The 21,765-nt window shown below is 62.7% G+C and carries 25 protein-coding genes and 1 tRNA gene; 22 read left to right on the top strand and 4 right to left on the bottom strand.

What is annotated here, in order from left to right; all coding sequences use genetic code 11:
• Positions 1–11: 11 nt before the first annotated feature.
• The 7 genes from gspG to gspM are packed head-to-tail and all read left to right on the top strand — an operon-like array spanning position 12 to position 4,295.
• Positions 12–446 (top strand): type II secretion system major pseudopilin GspG, encoded by a 435-nt coding sequence (gspG, locus tag ACTJKT_RS10590; RefSeq protein WP_009050803.1) that lies wholly within the window; start codon positions 12–14, stop codon positions 444–446.
• A gap of 1 nt (position 447) precedes the next feature.
• Positions 448–912 (top strand): type II secretion system minor pseudopilin GspH, encoded by a 465-nt coding sequence (gspH, locus tag ACTJKT_RS10585; protein WP_440787059.1) that lies wholly within the window; start codon positions 448–450, stop codon positions 910–912.
• Entirely contained in the window at positions 896–1,270 is a 375-nt protein-coding gene (gene gspI / locus ACTJKT_RS10580) for a type II secretion system minor pseudopilin GspI (protein WP_025806262.1), read from the top strand. Before gspH ends, gspI begins: the two co-directional genes overlap by 17 nt.
• Positions 1,267–1,869: a type II secretion system minor pseudopilin GspJ gene (gene gspJ / locus ACTJKT_RS10575; RefSeq protein ID WP_440787058.1), complete on the top strand. Its 603-nt coding sequence runs from the start codon at positions 1,267–1,269 to the stop codon at positions 1,867–1,869. The genes gspI and gspJ overlap by 4 nt, the downstream gene beginning before the upstream one ends.
• Positions 1,862–2,734, top strand: a complete 873-nt coding sequence (gspK, locus tag ACTJKT_RS10570) for a type II secretion system minor pseudopilin GspK (protein WP_440787057.1) — start codon at positions 1,862–1,864, stop codon at positions 2,732–2,734. Before gspJ ends, gspK begins: the two co-directional genes overlap by 8 nt.
• A 4-nt stretch (positions 2,735–2,738) precedes the next feature.
• Entirely contained in the window at positions 2,739–3,821 is a 1,083-nt protein-coding gene (gspL, locus tag ACTJKT_RS10565) for a type II secretion system protein GspL (RefSeq protein ID WP_440787056.1), read from the top strand.
• A gap of 3 nt (positions 3,822–3,824) precedes the next feature.
• Positions 3,825–4,295: a type II secretion system protein GspM gene (gene gspM, locus ACTJKT_RS10560; RefSeq protein WP_440787055.1), complete on the top strand. Its 471-nt coding sequence runs from the start codon at positions 3,825–3,827 to the stop codon at positions 4,293–4,295.
• A gap of 13 nt (positions 4,296–4,308) precedes the next feature.
• Here the strand turns inward: gspM and ACTJKT_RS10555 are convergent, their stop codons facing one another.
• Both ACTJKT_RS10555 and ACTJKT_RS10550 read right to left on the bottom strand, forming a co-directional pair.
• Complete coding sequence (locus ACTJKT_RS10555) at positions 4,309–5,025, bottom strand: MOSC domain-containing protein (protein ID WP_440787054.1); 717 nt, start codon at positions 5,023–5,025, stop codon at positions 4,309–4,311.
• Positions 5,026–5,029: 4 nt separating this feature from the next.
• Complete coding sequence (locus ACTJKT_RS10550; protein ID WP_440787053.1) at positions 5,030–5,590, bottom strand: MarR family winged helix-turn-helix transcriptional regulator; 561 nt, start codon at positions 5,588–5,590, stop codon at positions 5,030–5,032.
• 124 nt (positions 5,591–5,714) lie between these two features.
• Between ACTJKT_RS10550 and ACTJKT_RS10545 the strand changes: the two genes are divergently transcribed.
• From ACTJKT_RS10545 to ACTJKT_RS10535, 3 genes are all read left to right on the top strand, one after another.
• Positions 5,715–5,945: a thioredoxin family protein gene (locus tag ACTJKT_RS10545; protein WP_440787052.1), complete on the top strand. Its 231-nt coding sequence runs from the start codon at positions 5,715–5,717 to the stop codon at positions 5,943–5,945.
• A 65-nt stretch (positions 5,946–6,010) separates the two neighbouring features.
• A complete protein-coding gene (locus tag ACTJKT_RS10540) occupies positions 6,011–6,307 on the top strand; it encodes a DUF2024 family protein (RefSeq protein ID WP_440787051.1) in 297 nt (98 codons plus the stop codon).
• A complete protein-coding gene (locus tag ACTJKT_RS10535) occupies positions 6,304–6,582 on the top strand; it encodes a Rho-binding antiterminator (RefSeq protein ID WP_440787050.1) in 279 nt (92 codons plus the stop codon). Before ACTJKT_RS10540 ends, ACTJKT_RS10535 begins: the two co-directional genes overlap by 4 nt.
• Positions 6,583–6,658: 76 nt before the next feature.
• Here ACTJKT_RS10535 and ACTJKT_RS10530 read toward each other — a convergent pair whose 3' ends face one another.
• Positions 6,659–7,876: an MFS transporter gene (locus tag ACTJKT_RS10530; protein WP_025806275.1), complete on the bottom strand. Its 1,218-nt coding sequence runs from the start codon at positions 7,874–7,876 to the stop codon at positions 6,659–6,661.
• Between the two features lie 345 nt (positions 7,877–8,221).
• Here ACTJKT_RS10530 and ACTJKT_RS10525 point away from each other — a divergent pair.
• Together ACTJKT_RS10525 and ACTJKT_RS10520 are read left to right on the top strand one after the other, a co-directional pair.
• Positions 8,222–8,298 (top strand) — tRNA-Met (locus ACTJKT_RS10525).
• Positions 8,299–8,434: 136 nt separating this feature from the next.
• Positions 8,435–9,244 (top strand): acyl-homoserine-lactone synthase, encoded by an 810-nt coding sequence (locus ACTJKT_RS10520; RefSeq protein ID WP_440787049.1) that lies wholly within the window; start codon positions 8,435–8,437, stop codon positions 9,242–9,244.
• Positions 9,245–9,292: 48 nt separating this feature from the next.
• Here the strand turns inward: ACTJKT_RS10520 and ACTJKT_RS10515 are convergent, their stop codons facing one another.
• A complete protein-coding gene (locus ACTJKT_RS10515) occupies positions 9,293–9,958 on the bottom strand; it encodes an autoinducer binding domain-containing protein (protein WP_440787048.1) in 666 nt (221 codons plus the stop codon).
• 494 nt (positions 9,959–10,452) lie between these two features.
• On the opposite strand from ACTJKT_RS10515, the gene ACTJKT_RS10510 reads away from it, so the two are divergent.
• The 10 genes from ACTJKT_RS10510 to ACTJKT_RS10465 all read left to right on the top strand — a co-directional run bounded on the left by ACTJKT_RS10510 (position 10,453) and on the right by ACTJKT_RS10465 (position 21,689).
• Positions 10,453–10,944 carry a PhzA/PhzB family protein gene (locus ACTJKT_RS10510; RefSeq protein WP_440787047.1) on the top strand — a complete coding sequence of 164 codons (492 nt, stop codon included), beginning with the start codon at positions 10,453–10,455 and terminating at the stop codon, positions 10,942–10,944.
• 26 nt (positions 10,945–10,970) lie between these two features.
• Positions 10,971–11,462, top strand: coding sequence for a phenazine biosynthesis protein (locus tag ACTJKT_RS10505; RefSeq protein ID WP_025806279.1), 492 nt, complete (start codon positions 10,971–10,973; stop codon positions 11,460–11,462).
• Between the two features lie 24 nt (positions 11,463–11,486).
• Positions 11,487–12,689 carry a 3-deoxy-7-phosphoheptulonate synthase gene (locus ACTJKT_RS10500; RefSeq protein ID WP_440787046.1) on the top strand — a complete coding sequence of 401 codons (1,203 nt, stop codon included), beginning with the start codon at positions 11,487–11,489 and terminating at the stop codon, positions 12,687–12,689.
• Between the two features lie 15 nt (positions 12,690–12,704).
• Entirely contained in the window at positions 12,705–13,328 is a 624-nt protein-coding gene (locus ACTJKT_RS10495; RefSeq protein WP_440787045.1) for an isochorismatase family protein, read from the top strand.
• A gap of 20 nt (positions 13,329–13,348) precedes the next feature.
• Positions 13,349–15,238, top strand: a complete 1,890-nt coding sequence (locus ACTJKT_RS10490; protein ID WP_440787229.1) for an anthranilate synthase family protein — start codon at positions 13,349–13,351, stop codon at positions 15,236–15,238.
• 2 nt (positions 15,239–15,240) lie between these two features.
• The gene (locus tag ACTJKT_RS10485; RefSeq protein ID WP_097305055.1) at positions 15,241–16,077 is read left to right on the top strand and encodes a PhzF family phenazine biosynthesis protein; all 837 of its coding nucleotides are present in this window, start codon (positions 15,241–15,243) and stop codon (positions 16,075–16,077) included.
• The gene (gene phzG, locus ACTJKT_RS10480; RefSeq protein WP_440787044.1) at positions 16,074–16,742 is read left to right on the top strand and encodes a phenazine biosynthesis FMN-dependent oxidase PhzG; all 669 of its coding nucleotides are present in this window, start codon (positions 16,074–16,076) and stop codon (positions 16,740–16,742) included. Before ACTJKT_RS10485 ends, phzG begins: the two co-directional genes overlap by 4 nt.
• A 112-nt stretch (positions 16,743–16,854) precedes the next feature.
• Positions 16,855–18,687: an asparagine synthase (glutamine-hydrolyzing) gene (asnB, locus tag ACTJKT_RS10475; protein ID WP_440787043.1), complete on the top strand. Its 1,833-nt coding sequence runs from the start codon at positions 16,855–16,857 to the stop codon at positions 18,685–18,687.
• A 499-nt stretch (positions 18,688–19,186) separates the two neighbouring features.
• Complete coding sequence (ggt, locus tag ACTJKT_RS10470; protein WP_440787042.1) at positions 19,187–21,025, top strand: gamma-glutamyltransferase; 1,839 nt, start codon at positions 19,187–19,189, stop codon at positions 21,023–21,025.
• A gap of 169 nt (positions 21,026–21,194) precedes the next feature.
• On the top strand, positions 21,195–21,689 hold the full coding sequence (locus ACTJKT_RS10465) for a GNAT family N-acetyltransferase (RefSeq protein ID WP_440787041.1): 495 nt from the start codon (positions 21,195–21,197) through the stop codon (positions 21,687–21,689).
• Positions 21,690–21,765 lie beyond the last annotated feature (76 nt).

Raw genomic sequence — 21,765 nt, 5'->3', positions numbered from 1 at the left:
GAGCACACAACATGCGCAACCCTTCCCGCCAACGCGGCTTCACCCTGATCGAGATCATGGTGGTCGTGGTGATTCTCGGTGTCCTGGCCGCCCTGGTGGTCCCGCAGATCATGAGCCGTCCGGACCAGGCCAAGGTCACCGCCGCCCGCAGCGACATCAAGGCGGTGGCCACGGCCCTGGAAATCTACAAGCTCGACAACCACCACTACCCCTCGACCCAGCAGGGCCTGGAAGCCCTGGTGAAAAAACCGGCCGGCCTGCCGGCGGCCCTCAACTGGAACCCCGACGGCTACCTCAAGCGCCTGCCCAAGGATCCCTGGGGCAACCCTTACCAGTTCCTCGCCCCGGGTCGCGAAGGCTCGGCTTACGACCTGTATTCCTTCGGTGCCGACGGCCGCAACGGCGGCGACGGGACCAATGCCGACATCGGCAACTGGGAGCCTTGAAGTGCGCAAGCCAATGGCGGGTTTCACCCTGCTGGAGCTGCTGGTGGTCATGGTGATCATCGGCTTGCTGGCCGGCATGGTCGGGCTGGTGCAGAGCGACTCGGGCGGGCAGAAGGCCCGACGCGAGGCGGAGCGCCTGCAGAACCTCATTGGCCTGCTGCGTGAAGACGCAGTACTGAACAACCTCAACCACGGCCTGCGCCTGGAGCCGGACCGCTACGCGGTGCTGAGCCTCGACCGCAGCGGCCAGTGGCAGGCGGACAAACGCTTCAAGGAGCACCGGCTGCCCGGCGAGCTGCGCCTGAACCTGAAGGATCCACGACCGCAGGGCAAGGAGCCGCAACTCTGGGTGCTGGCCAACGACCAGATCTCGCCCTTCAGCCTGCTGCTGGAATACCGCCAGCAGCCCTTGCTGTCGCTGTCCAGCGACGGGGTCGAGGAGGTGCGTCTTGCCCCGGTGCAATGAACAGGCGGGCTTCACCCTGCTGGAAGTGATGGTCGCCCTGGCCATCTTCGCCGTGCTGTCGCTGTCGCTCTACAGCGCCACCGAACACCTGATCGGCAACAACGGTGGCCTCAGCGAACGGACCCTGGCGCAATGGCTGGCGGACAACCGCCTGAACGAGCTGCGCGCCGGCATGCGCCAACCCCAGAGCCAGCGCCAGGAACCGATCCGCTTCGCCGGGCGCGACTGGTTGCTGACCAGCGAAACCGCCGCGGCGCCCGACCCGCGTCTGCTGAAGATCCTGCTCGAAGTCTCCACCGACGCGCCCATGCCCCGGCAACGCGCGCGCCTGGCGGGCTACCTGGAGGCCCGCCCATGAAACGCCGACAGCGGGGCTTCACCCTGCTCGAAGTGCTGATCGCCATGGCCCTGTTCAGCCTGCTCGGCCTGGCCTGCTATCAGTTGCTCGAGCGCATGATCCACACCGACCAGCGGATTCATCAGCACGAACTGCAACTGCGGCGCCTGCAACGTGCCGTGGGCATCTTCGAGCGTGACCTGACCCAGGCCATCGCCTACCCGGTCAACGGCAGTTCGGCGCGCCAGGCGCTGATCGGCGAGCCCGGGCGCATCCAGCTGGTACGAGGCGGCTGGAGCAATCCCTTGCAGCAGGCACGCAACGACCTGCTGCTGGTCACCTATCGCTGGAACGACAACCAATGGCTGCGCGAATACCGCAGCCCGGTGGACGGTCCCGCCCTGTCCGGCACTGCCGCGCAACAGCTGCTGCTCGATGGCGTCCGGCTCGAACGCCTGCGCTACATCGACAACCAGGGTAAGGCCCATTCCAACTGGCCCGTCGGCCAGGCGCCATTGAGCCTGCCCCAGGCCATTGAACTGGAGCTAGACGCCCCCGGTTATCCCGGCCTGCGGCGAGTGATCCTGCTGCCGGGCTTCAAGGGGCTGGAGCATGGTTAAGGGGTACAAACAACGGGGCATCGCGCTGATCAGCGTGCTATTGATCACCTCCCTGGCAACCCTGATCGTCAGTGACATGCTGGCCCGCCAGCGCCTGAGCCTGATCGGCAGTTCCAACCAGCTGTTGCAGCAACAACTGTGGCAACTGGCGCTCAGTGGCGAAGCCTGGGCCCGTGGCCAACTGCGCGACGACTGGCGCGATGAGCCGGAGCCCAAGCGCGTGCACCTGGGCCAGCGCTGGGCGCAAAACACACCGGTGTTCGACATCGACGGCGGGCGTATCCGCATCCAGCTGCAGGACCTCAGCGCGCGCTTCAACCTCGGCACCCTGCGCACGCCCAACGACCGGATCAGTCGCCTGCGTTATCAGCGCCTGCTGCAGGTACTCGGCCTGCCGCCCCACGACCCCACGCGCCTGCCGCCGGTCCGTGGTTTCGACGGCAAGCCGCTGGCCTGGAACGACAGCAGCGAGCTGATGCGCCTGGAAGGCGTCGACGCAGCAGTCATGGAGCGCCTGCGGCCCTGGGTCAGAACCACGCCGGGGGCCCTGAACCTCAACACCGCCCCGGCCGAACAACTGGCCAGCCTGGGCAAGCTCGACCTGGCCCAGGCCGTCGCCCTGGTGCAGGCGCGTCCCGCCGAAGGCTACAAGACGGTGCAGGAGTTTCTCGACGCCCCCGCGCTGAAGCAGCACGAGATCAACAGCCAGGGGCTCGACGTCAGCAGCCGCTATTTCCAGGCGGTGCTGGATGTCGAACTGGGCGACCGCCAATTGCGCCTGATCAGCCGCCTGCGCATCGAGCCGGACGGCCAGGTCAGCGTACTGCAGCGCACCCTCGCCGCCCCTTCCCGTTTTCCGGAGTAATCCCATGCAAGCTTGGCTTTACCTCACCACAGTGAATGCGGACGACGACGCGCCCGTCACCTGGTGGCAAACCGACGGCGAGCCGCTGCACGGCACGCTGCAACAGGCGGCTGTACTGGCCAGCCTGCGCCTGACCCTGCTGCTGCCGGCCGAAATCGCCAGCCATCACCGCTTCGACGTACCGCCGCGCAGCGGCCGCTGGTTGCAGCAAGCCATCCATTCGGTACTGGAAGAACGGCTGCTGGACGACCCCGAGCAGTTGCACCTGGCCCGCGGGCCATTGCAGGCGCGTCGGCACTGCCGCCTGTTCGTCCTGCAACGCCAGTGGCTGGAACAATTGCTGGAACGCCTGGCCAGCCATGGCCTGACGACCGAGCGCATTCATGTCGATGCCGACTGCCTGCCAGACAACCAGGCCCTCGCCCTGCGTTGCCACGACCGCTGGCTGATCGGCGGGGCCTGCCAGCAACGCCTGGCGCTCGACGACCAGGCCCTCGAAGAGCTGGCCCCGCTGCTGCCCGACGACCTGCAACGCAGCGAGGAAAAGCCCTGGCCGCTATTGGCCCGGGGCAGCACGCAGGCCATCGACCTGCGCCAGGGCGCCTTCGCCCTGCGCAGCCCATCGCGCGCACCCTGGCGGGCGCTGCTGGCGATCCTGGTCATCGCCTGCGGCGCTCAAGTGGCACAGGACCTGGGCCATCGCTGGCTGCTGCAACACAAGACCGCCCAGGTGACCGAGGCCAGCCTGGAACTCTGGCGCCAACGTTTTCCCGACGAGCCGCGGGTGATCGACCTCGCCCGCCAGGTCCAGGCCCGTGCCCAGCAGGCCGGCCAGCCCCAGCAAAGCCTGGCGCGCCGGCTCGACAACCTGGCCAGCCAATGGACCAACAGCGACGGTGGCGATACGCGGATCCGCCGTCTGGACTACCAACAGGCGCAAGGCTGGACCCTGCAAGTCAACGCGCCGGACTTCTCCACCCTCGAACGCCTGCGCGAAGCCCTCGCGCAGCAGGGCGCGAACGTGCAGGCCGACTCGGCCGTGCTCGCTCCCGACGGGGTCAGCGCCCGCCTGAAAATCACGGACTAAACCATGACCCGCCTTTTCAATCGTTACTCGAACCGCTGGCAGCAGCTACCGCCCCGCGATCGCCTGGCCCTGAAGCTGCTCAGCCTGTTTCTGGCGGTGACGCTGTTCTGGACCCTGCTCTGGAGTCCGCAGCGCCAGGCTTTGCGCCAGGCAGAACAGCAGTTCCAGGAGGCCCTGCAGTTGCAAACCGATCTGCTCAAGCTCCCTTCGTCCAGCAAGGCTCGCAGCCCGCAGGCCAACAGCCGCACGCTGGCCGGCCTGATCACCGCCAGCACGGCCGCGGCCAACCTGAGCATCGAACGCATGGACAGCGAACAGGCCGGACGCCTCAATCTCAACCTGGGCGGCTCGCTGCAAGACCTGCTGACCTGGCTGGACGAGGTGGAAAACCAGGGCGTCACCCTGGTGTCGCTGCAATTGGAGGTCGACCCTCAGGCCCTGGTCCAGGCGCGCCTGACCCTGGAGTCGAACTGATTGCGCCCGCCGCTCAGCGAGCGGGCTCCTCATCGACCCGCACAGTACCCTGCAGGCGCGGGCCCCAATCCTCGACCGCCGCCTGCTCGACCCGGCGCTCCAGGGTGCGGCGCCACGAAGGCACCAGCGGCAGTTCCAGGCACAGACGAATCTCCTCCAGCGCCACCTCGCGGGAAAACAGCACCGCGCTCAAGCGCGACAGCGGCCACTGCTCGAAGGGGCGCTCGACCTGCTGCAACACATCCCCGGCGCTCAGGCTGCCCACCTCCAGCACTCGGTAATACCAGCCGGTGCGCCCGCTCTGCTGGACCCGCAGCGACATGTCTTTCACGGCAAAGCGGTCATTGAGTTTCCAGCACGGCATGCGTCCCTGGGACACCTCCAGCAACACGCTGCCGACCCGGACACGGTCGCCCAGGCAGACATTCTGCTCGGTCCAGCCGTGGCTGCTGAAGTTCTCGCCAAAGGCACCCGGTTGCTCCAGCAACGCGTGCGGCCCCAACTCGGCGGCCCAGGCGGCGTAATGCTCGCGGGGGTAGTGATGAATGGCTTTTTCCGTGCCGCCATGCACCCGCAGGTCGCCCTGCTCGTCTTCCAGCAGGCCGACCGGACCCACCTGCAGACTGCCGGTGCGCGGGCTCTTGGCGATCGCGCTCATGGACCCCGGACGGCTGTAGGCCACGGCGCGGCCGGTCAACAGGGCATCGAGGGTTATACGCTCAGGGGTCATGACCTTACTCCATGGTTTCATCGGCGAACTGATGTTCCCGGCAGATCAACTCAATGTCGGCAGGCGCCAGCGGCTCTTCGGTCAGGCCGCAGAAAGGCCCGCCCGCGACCTGTTGGTGGAAGCGGCAGGTCTTGCACAGGCCGAAGCTCGGTACGTCCTGGGTGCGCTGCACGTTGCGCAGCAGTTCGCCGAGCAAGTGCTCCAGCTCCTTGGCCTGCCCGCCCATGCGTTGCGCGGCGGTCTCGAGGAACGCTGGCGGCATTACTTCCGCCAGCAGGGTCTTGGCCTGCTCGGTCAGCAGCAGGTGCACGCTGCGCTTGTCCCGGGCGTCCTGGCTTTTGCTGATCAGGCCCTTGGCTTCCAGCGCCTTGAGCGACTGCGACACCGTGCCCTTGGTCAGGCCCAGGTAGTCGGCCACCGCCAGCGGTGTATTGGAGTAGCCGTTGCAGCGCGCCAGGTACAGCAACGCGCTCAACTGGATCGGCTGGATATCCGCCAGCAGCGGGTGCTCGCGAAACCAGACGCGGGTCAGGCTGGTAAGCCTTTCAAGCAAGTCGAACAGCACAGGGGCATTCCCGAATCAATATCTGCGATAAATAGTATCGAATAAAAACTATATTGACAAAGGGCAAAGGCGGTGAAAACCTAAATACAGTATCGATCCGATACTTTTATTGGAGGTTCATCCCATGACACGCGCTCGTTACTACCACGCTGGCTGCCCGGTTTGCGTCGAGACGGAACAGACCCTGCTGGAACTGCTGGACCCGCAAATCAAAGTGGAAATCGTCCACCTCGGCCAGACGCCTGGGCGGATCGCCGAGGCCGAAGCCGCCGGCGTCAAGTCGGTGCCGGCCCTGGTGGTCGCGGACAAGGTCCTGCACCTGAACTTCGGTGCGGCCCTGGCCGACCTCAAGTAGATCCGCTCGCCAGCGCACTCCTGACGAGGCGCTGGCGCCCTCTTTTCTCGACGGATGAAACCGCCATGAACGTGAAAGTCTTCGACACCCATGTGCGCACCCGCGCCGGCCACTACCTGCACTTCGACGTGCTGACCGAAACCCACGACGCCGCCCTGGCCCGGCAATATGCCCTTGCCTGGCTGGACAGCCTGGGCGTGCGGGAAAGCGATATCTCGCAGAACGAATGCCGCTTCTGCCACAGTCAGATCGGCGATCCACGGGTGATGCAAGGCATCGCTCGCCAAGGCTATTTCATTATCCCGCTGCAAGGTTTCGCGACCGCGGGCTTCGAGACGACAGGCCTGGAGGTGAGCGGATGAACGCCTATAAACCGCTGGACTGCAACCTGCACGACTACCTGGAAATCGCCTGCATGCATGGTTACCGGCTGCTGGTGGAAGGGGTCGATGGCAGCCAGTTGGAAGCGCTCGGCAAGACCACCCGCACCAGTGCCAGCGGCGAAGAATTCCTTTGCCTGGAGGGCGCCGAAGGTCCGCTCGAAATACGCCTCGACCAGTTGCTGGCAATCACCCCGCTGGACGCCAACCGCAGCTTCGGCCGCATCCTGCTGGCCGGGCAACACTGCTCGATCTGACGCGGCAAGGGCCTTGGCCAAGGGCAAAAAAAAGCGCCGACATCGCTGTCGGCGCCCTTTCGTTCAAGGCATATCCTCAGGCTTTTTTGGTCCGTGGCAGGAAGATCGCCAGCAGGCCGAACAGCGGCAGGAACGAGCACAGGAAGTACACGTACTCGATGCCGTGGATGTCCGCCAGGTGGCCCAGCAGCGCCGCGCCGATCCCACCGAAACCGAACATCAGGCCGAAGAACACCCCGGCGATCATGCCGACATTGCCCGGCACCAGCTCCTGGGCGTAGACCACGATGGCCGAGAACGCCGACGCCAGGATGAAGCCGATCACCACGCTGAGCACGCTGGTCCAGAACAGGTCGACATGGGGCAGCAGCAAGGTGAACGGCGCCACGCCGAGGATCGAGAACCAGATCACCGCCTTGCGCCCGATCTTGTCGCCGATCGGCCCGCCGAAGAAGGTCCCGGCCGCCACCGCGCCGAGGAAGAGGAACAGGTGCAGCTGCGAGCTGGCCACCGATAGGTCGAACTTCTCGATCAGGTAGAAGGTGAAGTAGCTGGTAAGGCTGGCCATGTAGAAATACTTGGAGAACACCAGCAGCCCCAGCACCACCAGGGCGCTGAGCACCCGCCCCTTGGACAGCCCGTGAGTCGCCGCCTGGCCCTGCTTGAGCTTGAACAGCTTGAGGTGGCTGGCGTACCAGCGGCTGATGGCATAGAGCAGCCCTAGGGCGAACACCGCGAACAGGCCCATCCAGGCCACATTGCCCTGGCCGAAAGGAATGATGATCGCCGCCGCCAACAGCGGGCCGAAGGCGGTGCCGGCGTTGCCGCCGACCTGGAAGGTCGATTGCGCCAGGCCGAAACGTCCGCCGGAGGCCAGCCGCGCCACCCGCGAGGCTTCCGGGTGGAAGGTCGAGGAGCCGACGCCGATCAGCCCCGCCGCCAGCAGGATCAAGGCAAAGCTGCCGACCTGGGACATCATCAGGATGCCGATCAGGGTGCAGATCATGCCCACCGGCAGCAAATACGGCTTGGGATGGCGATCGGTGTAATAACCGACCCACGGCTGCAACAGCGAGGCCGTGAGCTGGAAAGTCAGGGTAATCAGGCCGACCTGGGTGAAGGTCAGGCCGTAGCTGGCCTTGAGCATCGGATAGATCGCCGGCAGCACCGCCTGGATCAGGTCGTTGATCAAATGCGCCAGCGCCACCGCGCCGATGATGCGCAGCACCAGGGGGCTGCTTTGAGAGGCCGCGGGAGTCGCCACAGAGGCGGACTGAAGGTTGCTGAGAGCCATGAGAGTTTCCGTACAGCAGATGGATGCGCAGTCGCAGGTAGGCCAATGTGCCATTTTTCGGTGCGCCGAGGCTATCCCCTTAGCTTGCTAACGACTTGAATATTTCGCTTGATGCGCAGCACAACAAAACATCGAAGCCTGCGTTCAGCGGCACGGCCGACGCAAACCGGCCAATACGGCGTAGCGACTAAAACACAGGTCAGGGGTCAAGGCCGCTGCACGCGCAATCGCAGGATGCACTGGCGGCTACAGGAGGGAATTGGATAAACGGTTGATAGCGTAGATAATTTTTTTATAAAAAGCGCTTGACGCCTCATCGTTCTACGCGAATAATGCGCGCCACTTGGCTACATAGCTCAGTTGGTTAGAGCATAGCATTCATAATGCTGGGGTCCGGGGTTCAAGTCCCTGTGTAGCCACCAAGTACCTCAACAAAGCCCGCCTTGTGCGGGCTTTGTTGTTTCTGGCTATCTCTCAACCTTCCCTCCCTGTATCTCCCTATCCTCGCCAAATCATTGAACCGAGGGGATACAAGCCCAAAACTCCGCCCCCTGCCCCATGAGCGCACCCGCCATTCTCTACGACTACCTGGGCCAAACAGTCACCTTCGATGCCGACGGCGGGATCAATACCACTGTCGCCGCCGCTAGCTTCGGCAAAGTCCCCCAACGAATGGCTTCACCTCGATTCCACCGATGCACCTACCAGATCTTGCAGGTGCCAAGCCTGTACAAGTCCTCTATAAAACTGCACTCCCTCCCTAAGGAAACCCCAGTCATGCACATGGAAGAGCACACACTGAGCGGAATGAGCGACGAGTTGAAACTCATGCTCGGCCGTTTTCGGCACGAACAATTCGTCGAGAAACTCGGATGGCGGCTGCCGGCCCATCCGAGCCAGCCAGGTTGTGAATGGGATCAATACGACACCGAACACGCCCGCTACCTCCTGGCGTTCAATGAAGACTGCGCCATCGTTGGCTGCGCCCGGCTGATTCCCACCACCTTCCCCAACCTGCTTGAAGGGGTGTTCAGCCATACCTGCGCCGGGGCGCCGCCCAAGCATCCAGCCATCTGGGAAATGACTCGTTTCACCACCCGCGAACCGCAATTGGCGATGCCGTTGTTCTGGAGAAGCCTGAAGACCGCCAGCCTGGCGGGCGCAGATGCCATCGTCGGGATCGTCAACAGCACCATGGAGCGCTATTACAAAATCAATGGCGTCCACTACGAACGACTGGGCCCGGTAACGGTGCACCAGAATGAGAAGATCCTCGCCATCAAACTCTCGGCTCACCGTGAACATCACCGCGGCGCAGCCGCACCGTCAGCCTTCATGTCCGACACATTATTGAAAGAGATAGCTTGATACAGGCCGAGTCGCCCTTCTGGTCGACTCGGAGATAGTAAATGCCCCTCAGATATAGCCCATCGCAACTGCGTAAGACACTGCCTGCACGCGGTTACTGGCGCCGATTTTGCGTTGGATGTTGCGGTGATGGTAATTCACGGTATCGGTGCACACCCCCATGATCACGCCGATTTCCTCCGAGGTCTTGCCGTCGGCCGTCCAGCGCAGCACATCACATTCCCTCCCGCTGAACTCCACATCCGTATTGAAGACACGCGCGTCGCTCTCCAGCTCGGAAATCTTCTCGTGGATCGCTGCCGCAAACGCCTTGGTCATCAGCTTCAAGGCTTCAAATTCCTGAGGACTGATGGGGTTGTCCTTGCGTGCCAGGCTTAACATCCCGACTCTGCCCTGGGCGTTGAACGAGGGTTGTGCCAGGCCATGGCATAAGTTTGAGTCGTTGGCTTCAGACCACAGGTCCGGGCAACCCCGGAACAACTCATTGCTCCACAAAATGGGGGCCGACGAGACTTTGCTGTGCTTCACCGTGGGGTCGATCACCGCGTAGTTAGCCGCCTGATATCGCTGCACCCAGTTCTCGGGATAATTGCCGTACATACAAGTCCTGGGCCGCATGAACGGGGTCACGCTGCACATGCCGTAGGCAAAAAAATCAAACCGTAGTTCGCGCAAGACCCTCAAGGTGACAGCCGTAAATTCCTGCATGTCCATGGTTCGCGCAAAGATACTATAAAAGTATGAATCCCATCCCAACTGCTGCCCTAACTCCATTTTGAGCACCACTAAAGTTGAAAACAGGCCGTTAGCCTAGACCAACCTGAACCCCTGTCAACAAGCAAAACCACAGAGTCATAGACCGCTTCGTACTAGCACTAGATTTCCTGCATCCGACCCAACTAACTAGCCATAGGACATTGCATCCTGACGATGTTAGTAAGCCATTAGTGCCTCCCAGCCGACGAATGAACCTGCCTCTTCACAATAATGCAACAGTTCACCCGGCGTGACTGCAGCCAGCCCGTTCATGCCCTAATCACTACAAGATCTGGTAGTTCCAGCCCCAAGAAATGCAGGTGTATAAACAACACCCGTTCAGCACCGCCACGAAGGAACAATAGTTAAAAACTGTAAATTATCTACCCGCACCAAATTAACTAACCATTTACTTTCAAAAAAATACCAGCCCAACTAAGGAGGATGCTGCCATGCCTGCTTCGCTTTCCCCTAGCAGCTTTAATGATCATCTTGAACTTCGCCGAAAAAATCGGGCCACCGTCGAACAGTACATGCGCACTAACGGCAAAGATCGCCTGCGTCGTCATGAATTGTTCACTCAGGATGGCAGTGGCGGCTCCTGGAACACCGAAACCGGTGAACCCCTTGTGTTCAAAGGCCACCTGAAGCTGGCCGCCCTCGGCGAATGGCTGGAGAAATGCTTTCCAGACTGGCAATGGCACAACGTCCGGGTGTTTGAAACCGACAATCCCAACCACTTCTGGGTGGAAAGCGACGGTCGCGGCAAGACCCTGGTTCCCGGTTACCCCGAAGGTTATTGCGAAAATCATTACATCCATTCTTTCGAACTGGATGACGGAAAAATCACGCAGAACCGTGAATTCATGAACCCCTTCCAACAACTTCGCGCCTTGGGCATCCCCGTTCCAAAAATCAAGCGTGAAGGTATCCCCGCCTCATAAGCCCCCTTATTCATTGGAGATTGAGCATGCCTAATAGCGCAGCGCAACAACTAACCGCTAGCGACACCACTGAACTTCGCCGCAAAAACCGCGCCACCGTCGAGCAATATATGCGTACCAAAGGCCAGGACCGCCTGCGCCGTCATGAACTATTTACCGAAGATGGTACAGGCGGTTTATGGACCACCGACACCGGCGCGCCGATTGTAATCAGTGGCAAAGCCAAGTTGGCCGAACATGCTGTTTGGTCACTCAAGTGCTTCCCGGACTGGGAGTGGTACAACGTCAAAGTATTTGAAACCGATGATCCCAACCATTTCTGGGTCGAGTGCGATGGCCACGGCAAGATTCTCTTTCCCGGCTATCCGGAAGGCTATTACGAGAACCATTTCCTGCACTCCTTCGAGCTGGAAGACGGCAAAGTAAAACGCAATCGCGAGTTTATGAACGTCTTTCAACAACTGCGCGCCCTGGGTATTCCAGTACCGCAAATCAAACGCGAAGGCATTCCAACTTAATTCTCTCGTGAGAGTGATCGCATCATGGAAGACTTACTGAAACGGGTATTAAGTTGTGAAGCGTTCCAGCAGCCTCAATGGAGCGAGCCCTCACAATTGCATGACGCGCAGGCCTACCTCAGGGACAGCGCCTCATTGATTCGGGTAGAGGACATCCTGGTGCTGCGCGCCACCTTGGCTCGTGTAGCGGCCGGCGAAGCGATGATCATCCAGTCCGGTGACTGCGCCGAGGACATGGATGAGAGCACGCCCGACCATGTGGCCCGCAAAGCAGCGGTGCTGGATATCCTGGCCGGTGCGTTCCGACTCGTGACCCAGCAACCGGTGGTACGGGTGGGACGGATTGCCGGGCAGTTCGCCAAGCCCCGTTCCAACAACAACGAACGCATTGGCGATATCGAATTGCCGGTGTATCGCGGCGACATGGTCAACGGCCGCGAGGCCGTCTGCGGCCATCGCCAGCACGATGCGCAACGCCTGGTTCGAGGCTATAGCGCCGCGCGGGACATCATGCAGCACCTGGGCTGGAAAGCGTCGACAGGCCAGGAACAACTCATAGGTTCACCGGCCTGGACCAGCCACGAAATGCTGGTACTCGACTACGAACTGCCACAACTGCGCCAGGACGAACAGGGCCGGGTATTTCTCGGTTCTACCCACTGGCCGTGGATCGGCGAGCGTACCCGTCAGTTAACGGGCGCGCACGTGGCGCTGCTCAGCGAAGTGCTCAATCCGGTGGCGTGCAAGGTCGGCCCGGACATCACCCGGGACCAGTTGCTGAGCCTGTGTGAACGCCTGGACGCCAAGCGCGAACCCGGCCGGCTGACCCTGATTGCCCGCATGGGCGCCCACAAGGTCGCCGATCGCCTGCCTCCGCTGGTTGAAGCGGTGCGCCAGGCCGGCCACAAGATCATCTGGCTGAGCGACCCGATGCACGGCAACACCATCGTTGCGCCCTGCGGCAACAAGACCCGCATGGTGCAGGCCATCACCGAGGAAATCACCGCCTTCAGGCATGCCGTGACCTCAGCCGGTGGCGTGGCCGCCGGCCTGCACCTGGAAACCACCCCTGACGACGTCAGCGAGTGCGCTTCCGATGCCGCCGGCCTGAATCAGGTCGCCAGCCGCTACAAAAGCCTGTGCGACCCGCGCCTGAACCCCTGGCAAGCCATTACTGCGGTGATGGCCTGGAAAAACCAGCCCCCCTCAACCCTTGCCTCCTTTTGACTGGAGTTTGTCGCCATGACCGGCATTCCATCGATAGTCCCTTACGCCCTGCCTACTTCCCGCGACCTGCCCGTCAACCTCGCGCAATGGAGCATCGACCCCGAGCGTGCCGTGCTGCTGGTGCATGACATGCAGCGCTACTTCCTGCGGCCCTTGCCCGACGCCCTGCGTGAACAAGTGGTGAGCAATGCCGCGCGCATTCGCCAGTGGGCTGCCGACAACGGCGTTCCGGTGGCCTACACCGCCCAGCCTGGCAGCATGAGCGAGGAGCAACGCGGGCTGCTCAAGGACTTCTGGGGCCCAGGCATGAAGGCCAGCGCCACCGACCGCGAGGTGGTCGACGCCCTGACGCCCAAGCCCAGTGACTGGCTGCTGACCAAGTGGCGCTACAGCGCGTTCTTCAACTCCGACCTGCTGGAACGCATGCGCGCCAACGACCGCGATCAGTTGATCCTGTGCGGGGTGTACGCCCATGTCGGGGTACTGATTTCCACCGTGGATGCCTACTCCAACGATATCCAGCCCTTCCTCGTTGCCGACGCTATCGCCGACTTCAGCAAGGAGCATCACTGGATGGCCATCGAATACGCCGCCAGCCGTTGCGCCATGGTCATCACCACCGACGAGGTGGTGCTATGAACCAAGCCGCAGCCCGTCTCATGGAACGCATCCTGCAACCGGTTCCCGAGCCGTTTGCCCTGTTGTACCGCCCGGAATCCAGCGGGCCCGGCCTGCTGGATGTGCTGATCGGCGAAATGTCGGAACCCCAGGTCCTGGCCGATATCGACTTGCCTGCCACCTCGATCGGCGCGCCTCGCCTGGATGTACTGGCGCTGATCCCCTACCGCCAGATTGCCGAACGCGGTTTCGAGGCGGTGGACGATCAGTCGCCGCTGCTGGCGATGAACATCATCGAGCAGCAATCCATCAGCATCGAACGGGTGCTGGGATTGCTGCCCAACGTGCCGATCGAGTTGAACAGCGAACGCTTCGACCTCAGCGACGCGAGCTACGCCGAGATCGTCAGCCAGGTGATCGCCAACGAAATCGGCTCCGGGGAAGGCGCCAACTTCGTCATCAAGCGCACCTTCCTGGCCGAGATCAGCGAGTACGGCCCGGCCAGTGCGCTATCGTTCTTTCGCCATCTGCTGGAACGGGAGAAAGGTGCCTACTGGACGTTCATCATCCACACCGGCAGCCGTACCTTCGTGGGTGCGTCCCCCGAGCGCCACATCAGCGTCAAGGATGGGCTCGCGGTGATGAACCCCATCAGCGGCACTTACCGCTATCCGCCCTCCGGCCCCAACCTGACGGAAGTCATGGACTTCCTGGCCGATCGCAAGGAGGCCGACGAGCTGTACATGGTGGTGGATGAAGAGCTGAAAATGATGGCGCGCATCTGTGACGACGGCGGCCACGTCCTCGGCCCTTACCTCAAGGAAATGGCGCACCTGGCCCACACCGAGTACTTCATCGAAGGCAAGACCCGTCGCGATGTACGGGAAATCCTGCGCGAAACCCTGTTCGCTCCGACCGTCACCGGCAGCCCGCTGGAAAGCGCCTGCCGGGTCATCCAGCGCTATGAACCGCAAGGCCGCGCCTACTACAGCGGCATGGCCGCGCTGATCGGCAGCGATGGCAAGGGCGGGCGTTCCCTGGACTCGGCGATCCTGATTCGCACCGCCGACATCGATAACAGCGGCCAGGTGCGGATCAGCGTGGGCTCGACCATCGTGCGCCATTCCGACCCCATGACCGAGGCCGCCGAAAGCCGGGCCAAGGCCACTGGCCTGATCAGCGCCCTGAAAAACCAGACGCCCTCGCGCTTCGGCAGCCACCTGCAAGTGCGTGCCGCATTGGCCAGCCGCAATGCCTACGTCTCGGACTTCTGGTTGATGGACAGCCAGCAGCGGCAGCAGACCCAGGACGACTTCAGTGGGCGCCAGGTGCTGATCGTCGACGCCGAAGACACCTTCACCTCGATGATCGCCAAGCAACTGCGGGCCCTGGGCCTAGTGGTGACGGTGTGCAGCTTCAGCGACGAATACAGCTTTGACGGCTACGACCTGGTCATCATGGGCCCCGGCCCCGGCAACCCGAGCGAAGTCCAACTGCCGAAAATCAACCATCTGCATGTGGCCATCCGTTCCTTGCTCAGCCAGCAGCGGCCGTTCCTTGCGGTGTGCCTGAGCCATCAGGTACTGAGCTTGTGCCTGGGCCTGGAACTGCGGCGCAGAGACATTCCCAACCAGGGCGTGCAAAAACAGATCGACCTGTTCGGCAACGCCGAACGGGTGGGTTTCTACAACACCTTCGCCGCCCGGAGTGCGAGTGACCGCCTGGACATCGACGGCATCGGCACCGTCGAAATCAGCCGCGACAGCGAGACCGGCGAAGTGCATGCCCTGCGCGGACCGTCGTTCGCCTCCATGCAGTTCCATGCCGAGTCGCTGCTGACCCAGGAAGGTCCGCGCATCATCGCCGACCTGATGCGGCACGCCCTCATCCACACAGCTGTCGAGAGCAACGCTTCGGCCGCCGGGAGATAACCATGCACCATTACGTCATCATCGACGCCTTTGCCAGCGCCCCGCTGGAAGGCAATCCGGTCGCGGTGTTCTTTGACGCCGATGACTTGTCGGCCACGCAAATGCAACGCATCGCCCGAGAGATGAACCTCTCGGAAACCACCTTCGTGCTCAAGCCACGTAACTGCGGCGATGCGCTGATCCGGATCTTCACCCCGGTCAACGAACTGCCCTTCGCCGGGCACCCGTTGCTGGGCACGGCCATTGCCCTGGGCGCGCACACCGACAATCACCGGCTGTTCCTGGAAACCCAGATGGGCACCATCGCCTTTGAGCTGGAGCGCCAGAACGGCAGCGTCGTCGCCGCCAGCATGGACCAGCCGATACCGACCTGGACGGCCCTGGGACGCGACGTCGAATTGCTCAAGGCCCTGGGCATCAGCGACTCGACCTTTCCCATCGAGATCTATCACAACGGCCCACGTCATGTGTTTGTCGGCCTGCCGAGCATCGCCGCGTTGTCGGCCCTGCATCCCGACCACCGTGCTCTGTCCAACTTCCACGACATGGCCATCAACTGTTTTGCCGGCGCGGGACGGCGTTGGCGCAGCCGGATGTTCTCACCGGCCTATGGGGTGGTCGAGGATGCGGCCACGGGCTCCGCTGCCGGGCCCTTGGCGATTCATCTGGCGCGTCATGGCCAGATCGAGTTCGGCCAGCAGATCGAGATTCTTCAGGGCGTGGAAATCGGCCGCCCTTCATTGATGTTCGCCAGGGCCGAGGGCCGCGCCGATCAACTGACGCGGGTCGAAGTATCAGGCAATGGCGTCACCTTCGGACGGGGGACCATCGTTCTATGAACAGTTCAGTACAAGGCAATCCGCTGTTGGGTAAAGGCATGTCGGAATCCCTGACCGGCACACTGGATGCGCCGTTCCCCGAGTACCAGACGCTGCCTGCCGACCCCATAAGCGTGCTGCACAACTGGCTCGAACGCGCACGCCGCGTGGGCATCCGCGAACCTCGCGCGCTGGCGCTGGCCACGGCCGACAGCCAGGGCCGGCCTTCGACGCGCATCGTGGTGATCAGTGAGATCAGCGAGCGTGGCGTGGTGTTTGCCACCCATGCCGGAAGCCAGAAAGGCCGCGAACTGCTGCAAAACCCATGGGCCTCGGGTGTGCTGTATTGGCGCGAAACCAGTCAGCAAATCATCCTCAATGGCCAGGCCGTGCGCTTGTCGGATGCCAAGGCCGATGAGGCCTGGTTGAAACGCCCTTATGCCACGCATCCGATGTCATCGGTGTCTCGCCAGAGTGAAGAGCTCAAGGATGTTCAGGCCATGCGCGACGCCGCCAGGGAACTGACCGAGGTTCAAGGCCCGCTGCCGCGTCCCGAGGGTTATTGCGTGTTCGAGCTGCGGCTTGAATCGTTGGAATTCTGGGGTAACGGCCAGGAGCGCCTGCATGAACGCTTGCGCTATGACCGCAGCGATACGGGGTGGAAGGTGCGGCGTCTGCAACCCTGAATAACGCAGGTACTTGCACGAAATCTGCCGCGTTGACGAGTCAGCCAAGGTGGCATGACTCACTAAAAAACAGGCCTGGCGTGCCTCAATGAATAATTACAGGAGTTACTAAATGTGTGGTCTCACAGGATGGGTAGACTATACGCGCAGGCTCGAAGGGGAAGACCCTGCGATTCGCGCTATGACCAATACCCTTGCACTTCGCGGGCCTGATGCCGAAGGCATATGGAAACATCGACACGCTCTTCTGGGGCATCGGCGGCTGGCAGTCATCGACCTGAGCGGCGGTACCCAGCCGATGGTCTATCGCTTTGCGGACGGCCAGGAGGTCTCGCTGGTCTACACAGGGGAGGTCTACAACCACGACGCATTGCGCGACCAGCTGCGGCAGGCGGGGCATGTGTTTCAGACTCGCAGCGATACCGAGGTGGTGCTGCATGCCTATCTGGAATGGGGCGAGCGTTGCTGTGATCACCTGACAGGCATGTTCGCCTTCGCCCTGTTCGACGGACGCGACGGCCACCTGCTCCTGGTACGCGATCGCCTTGGGATCAAGCCGCTGTTCTATGCCCGCCATCGCGAAGGCCTGCTCTTCGGCTCGGAGACCAAGGCCATCCTGGCTCACCCGGAATTCACTACGGGGCTGGAGGTGACGGGGTTGGTCGACGTGCTCACGCTGTCGAAGGGAACCGCCCAGACGCCTTTCAGGAACCTGATGGAGCTGCTTCCCGGCCACTTCCTGTCCTGGCGCCCCAATGGGCAGATGAAGATCCAGAGCTACTGGAAGGTACGCCGCCAGGAGCACCAGCACGACCTGCAGACGACCGTGCAACAGACCCGCGAGCTGGTCACCCACGCATTGGGTTCGCAGCTGCATGCCGACGTTCCCGTGTGCTCGCTGCTGTCCGGCGGACTCGACTCCACCACCCTCACGGCTATCGCGCAACGTATCGTGAAGGAGAAGACCGGCGGGAACATCAACTCCTTTTCGGTGGACTTCACTGGCCAGGCCGAGCAGTTCAAGAGCGACGACCTGCGTCCCGATCAGGACCAGCCCTTTGCCCTGTTGGCCGCGGAGTTCATCGGTAGCCGGCACCAGACCGTGCTCATCGACAACGAGGAACTGGTCTCCGACCTGGCGCGCGAGGAGGTGTTCCGCGCCAGGGAACTGCCTTTCACCTTCGGCGACATGGATACCTCGCTGAACCTGTTGTTCAGGGAAATTCGCAAACACTCCACGGTGGCCATCTCGGGGGAAGGCGCCGATGAGGTCTTCGGTGGCTATGGCTGGTTCCGTGATCCCAAGGTCATAGCCTCCGCGTCCTTTCCATGGTCGTCGCGGGTGAAGTTGCCGGCCGGTTTCATCAATGCCGACTTCAACCGCCAATGCGACCTCGCCCAGTACCAACAGGCGAGCTACGACGATGCGCTGCTGCAAGTCGAACACCTGGCGCAAGACAGCCCGCACGAGCGCCGGATGCGCGAGCTTTGCCACATGCACCTGAAACGCTGGATGGTGATGCTGCTGGATCGCAAGGACCGCCTGAGCATGTGCAACAGCCTCGAGGTCCGTGTGCCGTTCACCGATCACGAACTGGTCGAGTACATCTATAACGTGCCTTGGTCGATCAAGAGCAAGGATGGCGAGGAGAAGTGGCTGCTCAAGCAGGCCTGTGCCGACTTCGTACCGGAGGCGGTGCTCAAGCGCAGGAAGAGTCCCTATCCGACCTCGGCCGACCTGGGCTACGAACGCTTCCTTCGCCAGAGTGCCCGGCAGCTTCTGCAGGACACGGGGAACCCGGTGTTCGGCATCGTCTCCCACGCCTATATGGCCGAGGAACTGCGCCAGCCCGAGGGCTACTTCAATACGCAAATAAGCCGGCACAGCCTGGAAACAGCACTGGCGCTGGATGCCTGGCTACGCTTGCACAAGATCTCGCTCTGATACGCGCCTGAGGGAGCCACGGCAGGCCCGGCCAGGTACCTGGCATGCCTGTGGCTTCCACGGCCGGCAGGGTGTTTCCAGCTGGATTCGCCATGAGTTGGATCATCTGCCGCTTTTCAGGTTTCTACTGTTCAAGCTCATTCAGCCGCGCCTTTCTCGGTTCGGCTGAATCGAGCCAGGTTTGTCGCAGAACCTTTTGTTCGAGTCCTGCCACCTTGGCAGGCTCGCTCAGTGGTAGCAGCCAGCCTGTCGCCGGTTGGCTCGCCATCCGTACCTGTCTAGATGCACTGGGATGAATCAACCCAAGCCCCGCCCCCCAGAAATCCCAACGGCACCACCAGCCGCCTCCAGGCCAGCGTCTTGCCTCGGGCCTTGCCCGGAAGCACCAGCCGTATCGGCACCCTAGCGATCCACGAAAGGGTCAGCATGGGCCCGCTCACTGCTGTACATTCCTCCCCACGGACGACACATCATTTACCCAGTGAACGGAGTTCAACGCGTGTTCTCGACCCTCAATCCGCGTCACCGCCGGCTTGCCAGTTTCTCGCTGATAGCCGTCGCCCTCAGCCTCGCCGCCTGCAACGCCTCCGCCCCTTCCCACACCGCCCTGCCCCCCGCCCCGGAAATCGCTTCGGGTTATCGCACCGACCTGCAAGTGCAACACGCCGACCAGCATATGGCGGCCGCGGCCAACCCGTTGGCGGCCGAAGCCGGGCGCGAGATGTTACGCAAAGGGGGTTCGGCCATCGATGCGGCGATTGCCATGCAAGCCGTGCTGACCCTGGTGGAGCCGCAGTCGTCGGGCATCGGCGGCGGGGCCTTGATCGTGCTTTGGGACGGCAAGGCGGTGCGCACTTATGACGGTCGTGAAACCGCGCCGGCCGGGGCCACCGAGAAGTTGTTCCTGCAAGCGGACGGCAAACCCATGCCGTTCCCCCAGGCACAGATCGGCGGCCGCTCGGTAGGTACACCGGGCGTGCTGCGGGCCCTGGAACTGGCCCATAAAAAACACGGCCGCCTGCCGTGGGCGCAACTGTTCGAGCCGGCGATTCGCCTGGCGGACCAGGGCTTCCCGATCTCCCCGCGCCTGCACAGCATGATCGTCGCCGATCCGTACCTGGCAAAATCGCCGGACATGGCGGCCTACTTCCTGAATGCCGATGGCACGCCGAAAGCCGTCGGCACCCTGCTGAAAAACCCGCAGTTGGCCGCGGTGCTCGAACGCATCGCCAAAGAGGGTCCGAACGCCTTGTACCAAGGCCCGGTCGCCCGGGAAATCGTCGCCAAGGTGCAGGGCCACGCCAACCCGGGCAGCCTGTCGCTCAACGACCTGCAAGGCTACCGCGCCAAGGAGCGTGAACCGCTGTGCACCGACTACAAGCGCTGGCAGGTCTGCGGCATGCCGCCACCCTCCTCGGGCGGAATCGCCCTGGCGCAGATCCTCGGCACCCTGCAGGTGCTGGAAGCCCGCGACCCGCGTTATGCGCTGCCCCCGCTGAAACCGGTCAAGACCAGCCTGCCGGCCGGCCTGGAACCGGCGCCTGAAGCCGTGCACCTGATCGCCGAAGCCGAGCGCCTGGCCTATGCCGACCGCGCTTTGTACGTGGCGGATTCGGACTTCACCCCGGTGCCGATCGCCGGCCTGGTCGCCCCGCGCTACCTGGCCCAGCGCGCCGCCTTGATCGGCGAACGCAGCATGGCCAAGGCCGAACCCGGCAAGCCTCAGGGCATCCAGGTGGCCTACGCCCCGGACCGCTCGCCAATGCGCATCTCCACCTCGCAAGTGGTGGCCGTGGATGACCAAGGCGGCGCGGTATCCATGACCACCACAGTGGAGGCGGCCTTCGGCTCGCACCTGATGGTCCAGGGTTTCATGCTCAACAACCAGATGACCGACTTCTCCTTCATCCCCGAAGAGAACGGCCATCCGGTGGCCAACCGTGTGCAGCCGGGCAAGCGTCCACGCTCGTCCATGGCGCCGACCCTGGTCTTCGACCGCAACAGCGGTGAACTGCTGGCCACCGTCGGCTCGCCGGGCGGCTCGCAGATCATCGAGTACGTGGCCAAGTCGGTGATCGGCATGCTCGACTGGAACCTCGACCCGCAAGCCGCCATCAGCCTGCCCAACTTCGGCAGCCGCAACGGCCCGACCGAACTGGAACAAGGCCAGTTCACCCCTGGGTTGAAAGCGGCGCTGAAAGCCAAGGGGCATGAGCTGACCGATATCGACATGACCAGCGGCACCCAGGCGATCGTGCGGGTGCGCGATGCCCAGGGTAAAACCTCCTGGGCCGGTGGCGCCGATCCACGACGTGAGGGGGCAGCGTTGGGGGATTGAGGCCAACGCAGGAAAACCAGAAGGGCTTGCCGCGAGGTGGGCCCTTTTTTTACGCCACAGAAGTACAGGCATGGGTGGCCAATGCTGTATGCCGTTTTTTGCTGGGCTCTGTGTCTGACGCGGTCTGTTGATCCCTCCTAGCATCACCTTTTTTGCCGAGGGGCAGGCGATGAACGAGATTCCCGGCGGTATCGATTTTTCAGGTTTGGCCGTGCGCCGGCTGGTGGCCGACGACCTCGAACTGGTCTGCCGACATCGCGAGGCGATGTTCCTCGAAGCGGGAGGAGAACCCGCGGCCCTGCAACTGATGACAGAGCACTTCCGCCCCTGGTTGCGCCAGCGTTTGCCCGACGGCCGCTACTACGGTTTTGCCCTGCTGGACGGCCAGCAACCGGTGGCGGCCATTGGCTTGATGAGCATCGACTGGCCGCCCCACCCGTCCCATCCCACCCAGGATCAACGCGGTTATGTGCTCAACGTCTACGTCGAACCCGCCTACCGACGCCGGGGGCTGGCCTCGGGCCTGATGAAGCTGGCGGAAGCCGAATTCATCCAGCGCGGGCTGAGCTTCGCCGTGTTGCATGCCACCCAGGTGGGCAAGCCGGTGTATACCGGATTGGGTTGGTCGGCTACCGCTGAAATGGCGAAGGTTCTGATTCTGTAGCCGCTGCCGAGCCTGCGAGGCTGCGATCGACCCCGCAGGGGGCGCAGGGATCTTGCGACCGCTGGCGGACCTTCGG

This window comes from Pseudomonas sp. 22526 (assembly GCF_052044735.1).
GTDB lineage: Bacteria > Pseudomonadota > Gammaproteobacteria > Pseudomonadales > Pseudomonadaceae > Aquipseudomonas > Aquipseudomonas piscium.
The sequence above is the reverse complement of the archived record's forward strand: the minus strand, read 5'-3'. Positions and strand labels throughout refer to the sequence as shown.

Bases quoted from the DNA above. Each gene is read 5' to 3' on its own strand.
- gspG (WP_009050803.1), top strand. From the start codon at position 12: ATGCGCAACCCTTCCCGCCAACGCGGCTTCACCCTGATCGAGATCATG.
- gspJ (WP_440787058.1), top strand. From the start codon at position 1,267: ATGAAACGCCGACAGCGGGGCTTCACCCTGCTCGAAGTGCTGATCGCC.
- gspK (WP_440787057.1), top strand. From the start codon at position 1,862: ATGGTTAAGGGGTACAAACAACGGGGCATCGCGCTGATCAGCGTGCTA.
- gspL (WP_440787056.1), top strand. From the start codon at position 2,739: ATGCAAGCTTGGCTTTACCTCACCACAGTGAATGCGGACGACGACGCG.
- gspM (WP_440787055.1), top strand. From the start codon at position 3,825: ATGACCCGCCTTTTCAATCGTTACTCGAACCGCTGGCAGCAGCTACCG.
- ACTJKT_RS10555 (WP_440787054.1), bottom strand. From the start codon at position 5,025: ATGACCCCTGAGCGTATAACCCTCGATGCCCTGTTGACCGGCCGCGCC.
- ACTJKT_RS10545 (WP_440787052.1), top strand. From the start codon at position 5,715: ATGACACGCGCTCGTTACTACCACGCTGGCTGCCCGGTTTGCGTCGAG.
- ACTJKT_RS10540 (WP_440787051.1), top strand. From the start codon at position 6,011: ATGAACGTGAAAGTCTTCGACACCCATGTGCGCACCCGCGCCGGCCAC.
- ACTJKT_RS10535 (WP_440787050.1), top strand. From the start codon at position 6,304: ATGAACGCCTATAAACCGCTGGACTGCAACCTGCACGACTACCTGGAA.
- ACTJKT_RS10530 (WP_025806275.1), bottom strand. From the start codon at position 7,876: ATGGCTCTCAGCAACCTTCAGTCCGCCTCTGTGGCGACTCCCGCGGCC.
- ACTJKT_RS10520 (WP_440787049.1), top strand. From the start codon at position 8,435: ATGAGCGCACCCGCCATTCTCTACGACTACCTGGGCCAAACAGTCACC.
- ACTJKT_RS10515 (WP_440787048.1), bottom strand. From the start codon at position 9,958: ATGGACATGCAGGAATTTACGGCTGTCACCTTGAGGGTCTTGCGCGAA.
- ACTJKT_RS10510 (WP_440787047.1), top strand. From the start codon at position 10,453: ATGCCTGCTTCGCTTTCCCCTAGCAGCTTTAATGATCATCTTGAACTT.
- ACTJKT_RS10505 (WP_025806279.1), top strand. From the start codon at position 10,971: ATGCCTAATAGCGCAGCGCAACAACTAACCGCTAGCGACACCACTGAA.
- ACTJKT_RS10500 (WP_440787046.1), top strand. From the start codon at position 11,487: ATGGAAGACTTACTGAAACGGGTATTAAGTTGTGAAGCGTTCCAGCAG.
- ACTJKT_RS10495 (WP_440787045.1), top strand. From the start codon at position 12,705: ATGACCGGCATTCCATCGATAGTCCCTTACGCCCTGCCTACTTCCCGC.
- ACTJKT_RS10490 (WP_440787229.1), top strand. From the start codon at position 13,349: ATGGAACGCATCCTGCAACCGGTTCCCGAGCCGTTTGCCCTGTTGTAC.
- ACTJKT_RS10485 (WP_097305055.1), top strand. From the start codon at position 15,241: ATGCACCATTACGTCATCATCGACGCCTTTGCCAGCGCCCCGCTGGAA.
- phzG (WP_440787044.1), top strand. From the start codon at position 16,074: ATGAACAGTTCAGTACAAGGCAATCCGCTGTTGGGTAAAGGCATGTCG.
- asnB (WP_440787043.1), top strand. From the start codon at position 16,855: ATGTGTGGTCTCACAGGATGGGTAGACTATACGCGCAGGCTCGAAGGG.
- ACTJKT_RS10465 (WP_440787041.1), top strand. From the start codon at position 21,195: ATGAACGAGATTCCCGGCGGTATCGATTTTTCAGGTTTGGCCGTGCGC.